The 12,990-nt window shown below is 62.4% G+C and carries 10 protein-coding genes; 7 read left to right on the plus strand and 3 right to left on the minus strand.

Features of this window, described 5'->3' with window-relative positions; all coding sequences use genetic code 11:
* Nucleotides 1–171 precede the first annotated feature (171 nt).
* The 4 genes from B2V21_RS10220 (at nucleotide 172) to B2V21_RS10235 (ending at nucleotide 5,054) form a co-directional block, all read left to right on the plus strand.
* Nucleotides 172–1,278, plus strand: a complete 1,107-nt coding sequence (locus tag B2V21_RS10220) for a carboxynorspermidine decarboxylase (protein ID WP_286916781.1) — start codon at nucleotides 172–174, stop codon at nucleotides 1,276–1,278.
* A 27-nt stretch (nucleotides 1,279–1,305) separates the two neighbouring features.
* Nucleotides 1,306–2,550: a saccharopine dehydrogenase family protein gene (locus tag B2V21_RS10225; RefSeq protein WP_056843183.1), complete on the plus strand. Its 1,245-nt coding sequence runs from the start codon at nucleotides 1,306–1,308 to the stop codon at nucleotides 2,548–2,550.
* A gap of 232 nt (nucleotides 2,551–2,782) precedes the next feature.
* Nucleotides 2,783–3,880, plus strand: coding sequence for an alpha/beta hydrolase (locus B2V21_RS10230; RefSeq protein WP_286916782.1), 1,098 nt, complete (start codon nucleotides 2,783–2,785; stop codon nucleotides 3,878–3,880).
* 46 nt (nucleotides 3,881–3,926) lie between these two features.
* On the plus strand, nucleotides 3,927–5,054 hold the full coding sequence (locus tag B2V21_RS10235) for a catalase family protein (RefSeq protein ID WP_049861369.1): 1,128 nt from the start codon (nucleotides 3,927–3,929) through the stop codon (nucleotides 5,052–5,054).
* Between the two features lie 29 nt (nucleotides 5,055–5,083).
* Here the strand turns inward: B2V21_RS10235 and B2V21_RS10240 are convergent, their stop codons facing one another.
* The 3 genes from B2V21_RS10240 to ydiJ form a co-directional block, all read right to left on the minus strand.
* A complete protein-coding gene (locus tag B2V21_RS10240; RefSeq protein ID WP_286916783.1) occupies nucleotides 5,084–6,253 on the minus strand; it encodes a PAS domain-containing sensor histidine kinase in 1,170 nt (389 codons plus the stop codon).
* Nucleotides 6,250–7,065 carry an alpha/beta fold hydrolase gene (locus tag B2V21_RS10245; protein ID WP_192065610.1) on the minus strand — a complete coding sequence of 272 codons (816 nt, stop codon included), beginning with the start codon at nucleotides 7,063–7,065 and terminating at the stop codon, nucleotides 6,250–6,252. The genes B2V21_RS10240 and B2V21_RS10245 overlap by 4 nt, the downstream gene beginning before the upstream one ends.
* Nucleotides 7,066–7,160: 95 nt before the next feature.
* Nucleotides 7,161–10,190 carry a D-2-hydroxyglutarate dehydrogenase YdiJ gene (gene ydiJ / locus B2V21_RS10250; protein ID WP_286916784.1) on the minus strand — a complete coding sequence of 1,010 codons (3,030 nt, stop codon included), beginning with the start codon at nucleotides 10,188–10,190 and terminating at the stop codon, nucleotides 7,161–7,163.
* 202 nt (nucleotides 10,191–10,392) lie between these two features.
* On the opposite strand from ydiJ, the gene B2V21_RS10255 reads away from it, so the two are divergent.
* From B2V21_RS10255 to B2V21_RS10265, 3 genes are all read left to right on the plus strand, one after another.
* Nucleotides 10,393–11,298: a LysR substrate-binding domain-containing protein gene (locus B2V21_RS10255; RefSeq protein ID WP_286916785.1), complete on the plus strand. Its 906-nt coding sequence runs from the start codon at nucleotides 10,393–10,395 to the stop codon at nucleotides 11,296–11,298.
* A 233-nt stretch (nucleotides 11,299–11,531) separates the two neighbouring features.
* Entirely contained in the window at nucleotides 11,532–12,665 is a 1,134-nt protein-coding gene (locus B2V21_RS10260; protein WP_286916786.1) for a metallophosphoesterase, read from the plus strand.
* 79 nt (nucleotides 12,666–12,744) lie between these two features.
* The gene (locus tag B2V21_RS10265; protein WP_049861344.1) at nucleotides 12,745–12,954 is read left to right on the plus strand and encodes a DUF2945 domain-containing protein; all 210 of its coding nucleotides are present in this window, start codon (nucleotides 12,745–12,747) and stop codon (nucleotides 12,952–12,954) included.
* Nucleotides 12,955–12,990: the final 36 nt, after the last annotated feature.

The raw sequence follows: 12,990 nt of genomic DNA on the forward strand, positions 1-12,990 counted from the left end.
CGCCGCCATGTGGCAGCGGTGCGAGCCGCATTGGTGGTGGGTGCGGTGTGTCCGGTGCTGCGGTCGGTGGGGTGGTATCGCGTGGAAATCGGGCGGTCGCTCTTTCGGTCCGGGGTAACTGAAGGCACAATGCGGGTCCTTTTTTTGGCTGGCCATGCCGGGGGCCTCGAAATGATCAATACGCCGTACTACCTCATCGACAAACAGAAGCTCCTGGGCAACCTGGAAAAGATCGCCTACGTGCGCGAACAGTCCGGGGCCAAGGCTTTGCTGGCGCTCAAGTGCTTCGCCACCTGGTCGGTGTTCGACCTGATGGAGCAGTACATGGACGGCACCACCTCGTCGTCGCTGTACGAGCTCAAGCTGGGTCGGCAGAAGTTCGCCGGCGAAACCCACGCCTACAGCGTGGCCTGGGCCGACGACGAGATCGAAGAGATGGTCGCCAACTGCGACAAGATCATCTTCAACTCGATCGGCCAGCTACAGCGTTTTGCCCAGGCCTCGCAAGGCAAGACCCGCGGCCTGCGGGTCAACCCGCAGGTCAGCAGTTCCGACTACCTGCTGGCCGATCCGGCGCGACCCTTCAGCCGTCTGGGCGAATGGGACCCGGTCAAGGTCGAGGAAGTGATCGAGCAGATCTCCGGCTTCATGTTCCACAACAACTGCGAGAACGGCGACTTCGCCCTGTTCGACAAAATGCTGGGGACCATCGAGGAGCGCTTCGGTCATCTGTTGCACAAGGTGCAATGGGTCAGCCTCGGCGGCGGCATTCATTTCACCGGTGAAGGTTACGCACTGGACGACTTCTGCGCCCGGCTCAAGGCCTTTTCGCAGAAGTACGGCGTGCAGGTGTACCTGGAACCTGGCGAGGCGGCGATCACCAACAGCGCATCGCTGGAAGTCACCGTGCTCGNNGTGCTCGACACCCTGTACAACGGCAAGCACCTGGCCGTGGTCGACAGCTCGATCGAAGCGCACATGCTCGACCTGCTGATCTACCGGCTCAATGCCAAGCTGGCCCCCAGCAGTGGCGAACACACCTACATGGTGTGCGGCAAATCCTGCCTGGCCGGCGATATCTTCGGCGAATACCCGTTCGAGCGTCCATTGGCCATCGGTGATCGCCTGTCGTTCGTCGATGCCGCCGGTTACACCATGGTCAAGAAGAACTGGTTCAACGGCCTGAAGATGCCGTCCATCGTAGTGAAACAACTCGACGGTACAGTCGAGGTGGTTCGTGAGTTTGGTTTCGAAGACTACCTGTCCAGCCTTTCGTAAGCGGACAGCCGAGGAGAAGTGAATAAATTGAAGAAGAACGTTCTTATCATTGGTGCAGGAGGTGTCGCCAAGGTGGTGGCCCACAAGTGCGCGCAGCACAACGATGAACTTGGTCGTATTGCCATCGCGTCGCGCAACATCTCCAAATGCCAGGCCATCATCGACAGCGTCAAGGCCAAGGGCAGCCTCAAGCAGCCCGCCGACATCCAGGCGTTCGCGCTCGATGCGCTGGACGTCGAGGCGACCAAGGCACTCATCGTGCAGACCGAGTCGCAGATCGTCATCAACGTCGGTTCCGCGTTTCTGAACATGTCGGTGCTGCGCGCCTGCATCGACACCGGCGTGGCCTACTTGGACACCGCCATCCACGAAGAGCCGGGCAAGGTCTGCGAAACGCCGCCCTGGTACGGCAACTACGAGTGGAAGCACCTGGAAGAGTGCCAACAGAAGAACGTCACCGCCATCCTGGGCGTGGGCTTCGATCCGGGCGTGGTCAATGCCTATGCCGCGCTGGCGCAGCAACAGCATTTCGATCGTATCGATTCGATCGATATCCTCGACGTCAATGCCGGTTCCCACGGCAAGTATTTCGCCACCAATTTCGATCCGGAAATCAATTTCCGGGAATTCACCGGACAGGTCTGGAGCTGGCAGAACAGCCAGTGGACCAGCAACACCATGTTCGAAGTCAAGCGCACCGACGATCTGCCGGTGGTAGGTTCGCAGAACTTGTACCTGACCGGGCATGACGAAGTGCACTCGCTGTCGAAGAATCTCGATGTGCCCAACGTGCGCTTCTGGATGAGTTTCGGTGAGCATTACATCAATGTGTTCACGGTGCTGAAGAATCTCGGTCTGCTGTCGGAGCAGCCGGTGAAGACCGCCGAAGGTCTGGAAGTGGTACCGCTCAAGGTGGTCAAGGCTGTGTTGCCGGATCCCTCGTCGTTGGCGCCGGGCTACACCGGCAAGACCTGCATCGGCGATCTGGTCAAGGGCAGCCGCAATGGGCAGCCCCATGAGATGTTCATCTATAACGTCGCGGACCATGAAGAAGCCTACGCCGAGACCGACAGCCAGGGCATTTCCTACACGGCCGGTGTGCCGCCCGTGGCTGCCGCCCTGCTGGTTGCCCGTGGCGAATGGGACGTGCAGCGCATGGCCAACGTCGAAGAGCTGCCCGCAGAGCCGTTCCTCAAGGCGCTCGACGCCATGGGCCTGCCGACGCGCATCAAGGACGCCTCCGGCGACCGCGCCTGGGACGCCACTGCGTAAGTCCCGCCAACCGCGACCCCTGTAGCAGCGGCGCAAGCCGCCTCAGGGGTCGCCCAGTTTTTCCAGACACACCTCTGTGGCCGATGACGCGGTTTGCGCCGCTGCTACAGGGGTCGTGGTATTTTGGAGGACTACCGTTGGTCTGAGTGCAGGTGGGAATTTTGGAACATCAAGTTGCTATCAGCGGCCTGATATTCCGTGACGTTCCCACTCTCGTTCGAGGCAAAAAACAATGATCAAGACTGACCGTAAATGGATGGTAGCGCTGTGCGCTGCTGGTGTGGCAATGGCTTTGAGCGGCTGCGCGCGTGATCCGGAAAAACGCTCGGTTTCCGAACTCGCCGTGAGCGGTACCAAGAGCATGTTCCGCACCGATTCGGACATGCAGACCGTCCTGAACAAATTCGCCAGTTTCGACGCCAAGGCCGTGGAGAAAATCACGGCCGTCGAGGCTCGGCAGCAACCCACCATCGCCGATGCCGTCAAAGGCGTGCTCGCCGATGAGAAACGTGACAGCACTCCGACCGCCCTGGTCCCTGGTGTGACCACTCGTGATATCACCGTACCGGGCGCAGCAGGCGCACTGCCGGCTACCGTCTACACCCCCGAAGGCAAAGGACCGTTCCCGGTGGTCCTGTACTTCCACGGTGGCGGCTGGGTATTTGCCGATCGCAAGGTGTATGACGGTGGCGCGCGCGGCATTTCCAAACAAGCCAACGCCGTGGTCGTGTCCGTCGACTACCGCCGCGCGCCTGAAAACAAGTTTCCCGCTGCTCACGACGATGCCTTGGCGGCCTATCGCTGGTTGAGCAAGAACGCCTCTGCGGTCAATGGCGATGCCAAACGTCTGGCACTGGCTGGCGAAAGCGCTGGCGGCAACCTCGCCGTGGCAACCGCAGTCGCAGCCCACAAGGCCGGTCTGACCGAGCCCAAGCATGTGCTGTCGGTCTACCCAGTGGCTCAGTCCAATACCGAGACCGAGTCCTATCGCAAGTACGCCGATGCCATGCCGCTCAACCGTCCGATGATGCTGTGGTTCATCGACAACGTGACCAAGGGTCCGGCTGACGTGAAAGACACTCGCATCGATCTGGTCCACGCCGACGTGAAGGGCTTGCCGCCGGTGACAGTCATCAACGCCGAAATTGACCCGCTGCGCGACGATGGCGCCGAGCTGGAAAAGGCGCTGCGTACTGCGGGTGTCAGTGTCGAGCGCAAGGTTTATCCCGGCGTGACCCACGAATTCTTCGGCACCGCTGCAGTGGTGAAAAAAGCCGAGGAAGCCCAGATGTATGCAGGCGAGCGTCTGAAAGCCGACCTGGCCAAATAATAAAGATCCAGCGTGATAACCGTACGACCAGAGCAGAGGCATGCACATGAACCATTCTTCGGATAACCCATTGGCTGACCGTCCACTGCCGGAAGGTGGATTGACCGTCACTCCGCTGGTGTTTGAGCCTTCATTCGAGCAAGTGCCCGATGACGAGGCTGAAACCAGCCAAGAGCTTAACCAGGTGATGCGCAGCATCCTGGATACGACGTTCGAAGACGGCGGCCACGCGTTGCGTGGCGTGCATGCCAAGGCTCACGGGCTGGTAAGGGGTCATATCACGGTACTCGAGGGTCTTCCTGCGCCTTTGGCGCAGGGCGCCTTTGCCGTCCCTGGCACACTGCCGGTGGTGATGCGCTTTTCCACCAACCCTGGTGACATTCTGGACGACAAGGTTTCCACACCTCGCGGCTTGGGGCTGAAGATCGTTGGCGTTCAGGGCGAGCGTTTGCCGGGCAGTGAAGGCGATGTGACCCAGGATTTCGTGATGCAGAACGCCAAGGCGTTCACCGCTGCCACGCCAAAGGCGTTCTTGAAGAGTCTCAAGCTCTTGGCCAAGACCACAGACAAGGGTCCTGGTCTGAAGAAGGCGTTTTCGGCGCTGCTTCGTGGCGTGGAGTCGGTGATCGAGACCATGGGCGGTGAAAGCGGTACGCTCAAGAGCATGGGCGGGCATCCGCTGACCCATGTGCTGGGCGAAACCTTCAATACCGTCGTGCCGTTTCTGTACGGTAACCACTACGCCAAGCTGGAAGTGGTGCCAGTGGCCCAATCGCTGACCGATTTGACCGATCAACCCGTCGATCTAGACGGCAAGCCAGACGGACTGCGTGAAGCGGTCACCGAATATTTCGCAACCCAGGGGGGTACGTGGGAAGTGCGTATCCAGCTGGCAACCGACCTTGATGAAATGCCGATCGAGGATGCTTCCAAGCAATGGTCGGAAGAGCTGAGTCCCTTCGTGACCGTTGCCCGTATTGAAGTGCCGGCCCAGGCCGCATGGTCGGAGGAAAGCATTCAGACGATCAACGAGCGGATGTCGTTCAGCCCTTGGCATGGTCTGGCGGCGCACCGTCCGCTGGGGGGTGTCATGCGGGTGCGCAAACCCGCCTACGAGATGTCATCCGGCTTTCGCGCCACCCACAACGGTTGCCCGATGCACGAGCCGCGCTGAGGTTTGGGCAGCCGGTCTGCCGATGGCGGTCAGTGACCGCCTGAGGCATACGCCGGAAAACGCACGGCAAAGGTGGTCCCTGCCTGTGCGGTAGAAACGACTTCGACCACACCCCCGTGGGCCTTGGCGATCTCGCTGACGATGAACAGGCCCAACCCGACACTGCGTACTTCGCGACCCGCTTCAGCTCCTCGCGTCATGGGGGAAAAAATCGTGCTCAGCTGGGTTTCGTCGATCGGATTGCCGACATTGTGCACGGCAATTTCCACTGTTCCCTGTGCTGCCGACACTCGCACGTCGATAGGGCTGGCGCCATCGCCATAAGTCACCGCATTCGAGACCAGATTGCCGAGCAATTGCGCCAGACGGTCCGCGTCCGCCTGGCAGAACAAGGCTTCGTCGCTGGCGCTGAAAGCGATTTCGCGGTGTGGGTGAAGCAGGCGCAACGAGGCGACGGCGGCCGCGACGACACGGTCCAGTTGGATGGGTGCGCGGCTCACCGCCAAACCCTGGCCAATTCGCGCCTGGGTGAAGTCCAAGAGATCGTTGATCAGGCGTTGCGAACGTGTCGTGGCCTCCCTGATGTGGCCGAGCATGGTGTCCTGCCGTTCGGTCATGTCCTGCGAACGCAGGTACTGCGCTGCCATCGACACGACCTGCAACGGGTTGCGCAGATCGTGGCTGACGATGCCGATCATCTGCTCGGCGAACAGTGCGCGATCCACGGCAAGCTCGCGCTGTCGATTCAGTTCGTGTTCCAGCACCACATGCCGCTGCAAGGCGTCCTCGGCCTGACGCTTGGCCTGCAGGAGTTCCTGTTCGAAACGCATGCGGTCAGCCACGATGAACGCCGATACGGCGTTGAGCACCTGGCCTTCATGCTCGCGTCTTCCGGCATTGAGTACCATCGGCGCGACAGTGCCTTGCGCGGTCAAGAAGTCCAGTTTGACCTCGGTGATGAAACCTTGCATCGCCAGCAATGGCATCCAGTGCGTCTGGTAGAACATGCGACCACCTACGGTCAGTAGTTCCTGCAGCTTGCGTGTGCCGATCAGTTGCTCGCGGGTATGGCCCAGCCATTGGCAGAACGTCTGGTTGACCTCGAGGATCAAGCCCTTCTCGTTGATGAGCAGCAGGGCGCAGGGAGCCTGTTGATAGAGCGCCTCGGCATTCGGGATGCCCGTGGCCTCGACGCTCATGCGGGCAGATGGCCGCAGGTCTGGTCGAGGAAGGTCTGGATGGCTTCGATGCAGGCGGCAGGCTGGCTCAGGTGCGGGCAGTGGCCTTCGTTCTCGACCAGCACCATGCGGCAATCGTCGATCACTTGAGTCAGGTATTCGCCAACGGCCCTGGGCGCGATGAAGTCGTCGGAAGACTGGATGACCAGTACCGGCTCACGTAACTGGCGTACGTCTTCGCGGCTGTCGGTGAGGAAGGTCACACGCGCGAAACGCTTGGCGATGTTCGGGTCGGTCTGGCAGAAACTGTTAGTCAGTTCGGCGCCCAGTTCCGGCGTTTCCGAGTTGCCCATGATGCGTGGCGCCATCGCACTGGACCAGCCCAGGTAGTTGCTTTCAAGGGTCGAGAGCAGGGCGTCGATGTCGTCGCGGGTGAAGCCGCCGGGATAGTCCTCGTCGGTGATGTAGGACGGCGAGGGGCCGACCATGGCGTGGGCACTGATCAGCCCGGGGCTCAGGTTGGCGGCCATGACGCCGGCCATCGCGCCGACCGAATGGCCGATGAACACCACCGGACCCTGTTTGAATTCCTGGATGATTTCGACGATGTCCTCGGCATAGCCCGCCAGCGTTGAGTACTTGTCGATGTCATAGGCGCCGACATCGGACTTGCCGCATCCGACCATGTCGAACAACACCGTGCGGTATCGCTTGGCAAAGGTAGGTTCGACCATGCGCCACATGTTCTGGTCGCAGCCAAACCCATGGGCGAACACCAGCGTCAGAGGCCCTTGGCCCTTGACTACCACATTGTTGCGAGCCTGGACGGACATCCGAGAAATTCCTGTGTGCGCAAGCGAGCATGCGGGGTCGATTAGCCGCCTAGTCTACCCGAGCATAGTCATCAACGTCAGGCTCGCCAGCGTTTTCAAACGGTGTTTTTTCTCACGTGCTCCAGCAGGGCCTGTAGCGGGTGACGGACCGTGTGACCTTCTTCGCGTTTGACCTGACTGCGGCAGGAATAGCCGTCGGCAAGCAGATTGCCCGAGCTCTGGTAGCGGGCCAGCAACGGCTGCCAGGATTGCCCGTAGATGACCTTGGAAGTGGCGACGTTGCGCGCTTCATGGCCATAGGTGCCGGACATGCCGCAGCAGCCGCTGGCCAATACCTGCAAGGTCGCGCCCAGACGGCTGAACACCTGTTGCCAATGGGTGATGCTGTTCGGCTCGTTGGTCTTCTCGGTGCAATGCGGCAACAGCTGGTAGACGCCGCCGGTGCCGGGTTCGCCGGTCTGCGGCAGTACCTGTGCTAGCCATTCCTGGGGCAGTAGAACGGTCGGTGCCTGGTCGTGGCCCAGGGTTTTCGCGTACTCCTGGCGGTACACCAGGGTCATGGCCGGATCCAGGCCGACCAGAGCGATGCCGCTGGCCTGCAATTGCCGCAGCGACTGGGCGTTGTGCCGGGCGGCCTTGTCGAATGCACCGAGAAAGCCCTGCACCTGCAACGGCTTGCCGTTGGCGGCGAAGGGCGCCAGGTAGATGTCGAAACCCAGCCGCGAAATCAGCTCGAGCCAGTCGGCCATTACCGGCGTGTCGAAGTAGCGGGTGAAAGCATCCTGCACCAGGATCACGCTGCGCTGACGCTGCTCGGGGGTCAGCCGGGCGAGACGATCGGCGGTCGCCGCGCGCACGTTCCAGTCGCGACAGTGAGCCTGGAAATCGACCAGGCTCAGCAGCGGGCTGTCGACCATGCCGGCCACGCGTTGCAGCGCCTGTTGCACCGGCGCGAAGGACATGACCGCGTTGTAGGCACGGGGAAAGCGCGCCAGGTACGGGATGCTGAATTCCAGCGAGCCGATCAGGTAATCCTTCAATGGTCGCAGGTAGCGCCCGTGGTAGAGCTGCAGAAAGCGCGCACGGAATTCCGGCACGTTGACCTTGACCGGGCACTGCCCCGCGCACGACTTGCAGGCCAGGCAGCCGGCCATGGCGTCGTACACCTCGTGGGAAAAGTCGTCGCGGCCCATGCGCCGGGCCAGGCTGTTGCGCGCACGCTGGAACAGGTTGCCGCTCGCGCTCTGCAGTACGTTGGCGCCGTGCAGGCCCTGCAGGCGCAGCCATTCGCGGATCAGCGAGGCACGGCCCTTGGGCGAATGAATACGGTTGCGTGTGGCTTTCCACGACGGGCACATGGCGTCGTTCGGGTCGAAGTTGTAGCACGCACCGTTGCCGTTGCAGTGCACGGCGCTGTCGTAGCTCTGCCAGACCCGCTCGTCGATGCTGCGGTCCAGCTCGCCACGCAGGGTCACTTCGTCGACCTGGGTCAGTCGCGCATCGGCGACACTGGCCGGTGTGGCGATCTTGCCCGGGTTGAGCTGGTTGAACGGATCGAAAGCGGCCTTGAGTGCCTGCAGGGCCGGATACAGCTCGCCGAAGTACTCGGGCACGTATTGCGAGCGCAGGCCCTTGCCGTGCTCGCCCCAGAGCAGGCCACCGTGCCGCTGGGTGAGCGCCGCGACCTCGTCGGAAATAGGCCGGATCAGGGCGGCCTGGCGCGGGTCCTTCATGTCCAGGATCGGCCGCACGTGCAGCACGCCGGCATCGACATGGCCGAACATGCCGTACTGCAGGCCGTGACCGTCGAGCAAGGCACGAAACTCGCCGATGTAGGCCGCCAGGTTCTGCGGCGGCACGGCGGTGTCCTCGACGAACGGCTGCGGCCGGGCTTCGCCCTGAACGTTGCCGAGCAGGCCCACGGCGCGCTTGCGCATCGCGTAGACCCGGCTCACCGCCAGAGCGCCGACCGCCAGCGTGTGACCCAGGCGCTGCACCGTGGTGTCCTGCTGCAGGTGGGCAATGAACTGTTCGACACGCTGCTCGACGACGGCCAGGTCGTCGCCGCTGAATTCCACCAGATTGATGCCCAGGGTCGGCGCCTGTGCGTCGGTGGGAAAGTATTCGGCCACGCCATGCCAGACGATGTCGTTCATGGCCAGCAGGAGGACCTTGGAGTCCACGGTTTCGATCGACAGTGGCTGGTGCGCCATCAAGGCATTGGCGTCGTTGAGCGCGTCCATGAAGCCGGCATAGCGCACATTGACCAGAATGGAATGCCTGGGGATCGGCAGCACGTTGAGCTTGGCTTCGACGATGAAGCCCAACGAGCCTTCCGAGCCGCAGAGTACGCTGTTGAGGTTGAAGCGCCCGTCGGCCTCGCGCAGGTGGGCCAGGTCATAGCCGGTGAGGCAGCGGTTGAGCTTGGGGAAGACCGCGTCGATCAGTTCGGCCTGCTCGTCGGCGATGGTTGCTGCGCACCGATAGACCTCGGCGATACGGCCGTCGCCCGCGCGGTTGGCTTGTAGCTGCGACGCATCGAGGCTGTGGCTGTGCAGGCGCTCGCCGCCCAGCAGCAGGGTGGTCAGCTCCAGCACGTGGTCGCGGGTCTTGCCGTAGGTACAGCTGCCCTGGCCGCTGGCGTCGGTGTTGATCATGCCGCCGATGGTCGCGCGGTTGGAGGTCGACAGCTCGGGGGCGAAGAACAGTCCATGAGGCTTCAGGGCCGCATTGAGCTGATCCTTGACCACGCCGCTCTGGACTCGCACCCAACGCTCTTCGACGTTGATTTCCAGCACCTGGTTCATGTGCCGGGACAGGTCCACAACCAGGCCATCGGTCAGCGACTGGCCGTTGGTGCCGGTGCCGCCGCCGCGTGGGGTCAGCACTACACTACGATGTTCCGGCTGGCTGGCCAGGCGGGTCAGGAGCTGCACGTCGGCCTCGTGCCGAGGGAATACGGCGGCCTGGGGCTGGCGCTGATAGATCGAGTTGTCCGTGGCCAGCACCGTGCGCATGGCGTAGTCGTCGACGATCTCGCCCTGGAAGCCTGCACGGTCGAGCTGACGCAGCAGCGCCTGATAGGGCGCAAGAGGAGCTTTCTGGCGGGACAGTTCGGCGATCATGGCAGTCGGAATCCGGCGGGGCAGTGGATTTGCATTCGAAACAGGCATGTGTGCAATGGGCTGAAGCGCGCGGTGATCGAGTTCGAAGAGCCGATCGTATCTACCGCAGGGGCCTTGCATCATGACGTGCGTGACCGTATTTTCGCCGACACGGGCCCACCGGGCAAACGTATATCCTTCGTTTTTTGCATGAGCTCAATGAATGAGTCCTCGACGGCTCACACCTTCCATGTCTTTGCTGCTGGCGTTCGAAGCTGCGGGTCGCCACGGCAGTTTCACCCGGGCGGCGGCCGAACTGGCCTTGACTCAGAGCGCGGTGAGTCGGCAGGTGCAGGCCCTCGAAGCACTGCTTGAGGTGGCGTTGTTCAAACGTGAAGGCAGGCACATCGAGTTGACCGCAGCAGGCGCGCTGTACCAGCACGAGCTGGCCGGCGCCCTGGCGCGGATTCGCGGCGCCACCCTGCAGACCATTTCCCACCGCATCGAGGCAGATACCCTGCACCTGGCGGTGCTGCCGACCTTCGCGTCCAAATGGCTGATGCCGCGGATGGGAGACTTCTATGGGCGCCATCCCGGCAGTCTGGTACATCTTCATTCGCGCATCGTGCGCGGTGACCTGTCCGAAGGCGTGCAGGACATGAGCGCCATCATCTGCGCGGGGTCGGGGCAGTGGCCGGGCTATGTGGCGCATCGATTGCTCTCGGAGAAGCTGGTGGTGGTGGCCAGCCCCAAGGCCTTGCCCGCTCATGAGCAGATGTCCGTGCAGGAGGCAGGGCGGCAGTTGCTCTTGGGCGTGGTGTCGCGGCCACACGCGTGGTCGGACTGGTTTGCCAGCGTCGGGTTGACCGGCTCGTCGACCCCGCGCCTGGGGCCGAGCTTCGAGCACACGGCGCACCTGATCCAGGCGGTCATCGCCGGGATCGGCATCGGGCTGGTGCCGCGCATTCTGGTACAGGACGAAATCGCTCAGGGTGAGTTGGTGACCCTGTTCGAGCCCATGGAAAGCGGTCGCGGGTATTACCTGGCGTATCCCACCCACAATCAGCAACTGCCGTCGCTGGTGGCCTTTCGCGAGTGGTTGCTGTCCATTCCGTTTCCGGACAGTTGAGGTTGCAGGCCCGCAGACACCCCGATCCCCTGTAGCAGCGGCGCAAGCCGCGTCCGGCCTCACCGCAATTTGCCTGACACTCCGCGTGGATCGCCGACGCGGCTTGCGCCGCTGCTACAGGGGGGGCGCAGCGCATCAGGTGGGTCGAGGGGTTGCACACGTTCTGTAGCAACTCGCTGACAAACCATCGAAGTGCCCGGCTGTCAGAGTGCCACTGACCATGAGGAATAGCCGTGTTCCACATCTATGCGACTGTCGCGTTTCTGTATGTTGCGCTGCGCTTCATCTACCCATTGCCCCTGGCCACTGGCTGGCGTTTGCTGATCGGTCTGGTGCTGCTCGCCGCGTCCAAGTATCACCTGCTGATTCTGGCGTTCACCGGGACCATGTACTCGCCTGAAGTCCCCTATTGGGTGGCGTACAGCGCTGGCTGGGCCTTTACCGGGTTTGCCCTGCTGTTCGCTTTCGTGCTGGTGCTGGATCTGGGCATCCTGCTGACCCGCCTGGTCCGTCGCCGCGCTTCGTCACGCCGCGCCCTGGCCAAATGGCGCTATGGCGTGGCAGCGCTGGCGGTGGTGGTCTCCGGCTTCGGTGTGGCCCAGGCTACCCGCGTGCCGGACGTGCGTCAGGTGGACATCCAGATACCCGGGCTGGCGCCGGCGCTGGATGGGTTCCGGCTGGTGCAGCTGTCCGACCTGCACATCAGCGTGCTGTTTCCCGAGCCCTGGGTGGACGAAGTCGTCACGCGCACCAACGCGCTGGCGCCGGATCTGGTGGTGATCACCGGGGACCTCATCGACGGCACCCTTCAGGCACGGGCCACCGACGTGCGACCGCTGGCGAAGCTGCGCGCCCGCGATGGCGTGATCGCGATTCCCGGCAACCACGAGTATTACTTCGGCAACGAAGGCTGGATGGCCAAGTTTCGCGAAGCAGGCATGCACAGCCTGATCAACCAGCATGAGGTGGTCGGCGATACACGCGGGCAACTGGTCATCGCCGGTATCACCGACAAGGTCGCCACCCGGTACGGAGGTAGCGCACCGGACCTGGATCTGGCTCTGCGCGGTGCACCGGCCGATGCGCCGATCGTGCTGCTCAACCATCGACCCGCCGGAATCGATCAGGCGATCGCCGCCGGGGTCGATCTGCAGCTGTCCGGGCACACCCATGGCGGCATGATTCGCGGTTTCGATCAGGTGGTGGCCAAGGCCAACGAGGGGTTCGTGTCGGGGTTGTACCGCCGTGCAGGCCTGCAGTTGTATGTCAGCAATGGTAGCGGGTTGTGGAACGGCTTTCCGATTCGTTTGGGGGTGCCGTCGGAAATCACCGAGTTCACCTTGCACGCAGTGCCGTCCGGACGTTGAGTCGTTATGTGGAGTGAATCAATGAAGTGCGTTGCACTCCTTTTCTTGAAGGGTTTTTCATCACATGAGGAGCAAGACCATGAGCCATGCATTCAAGGTGGGTGACGCGGTGCGCTGGAATTCCGAGGCGGGGGAGATCCACGGCAAGGTGACCAAGGTTCACGTCAAGGACGTGGAGTTCATGGGCAAACACCGGCCGGCGTCCAAGGATGAGCCGCAGTACGAGGTCAAGAGCGACAAGACGGGTCACTCGGCGCTGCATCACGGCGATGCCTTGCACAAAGCATGAACGTCGTCTGCGCCCCGTGTAGCAGCGGCGCAAGCC

It is taken from the genome of Pseudomonas sp. UBA6276, assembly GCF_002438365.1.
Lineage (GTDB): Bacteria > Pseudomonadota > Gammaproteobacteria > Pseudomonadales > Pseudomonadaceae > Aquipseudomonas > Aquipseudomonas coleopterorum.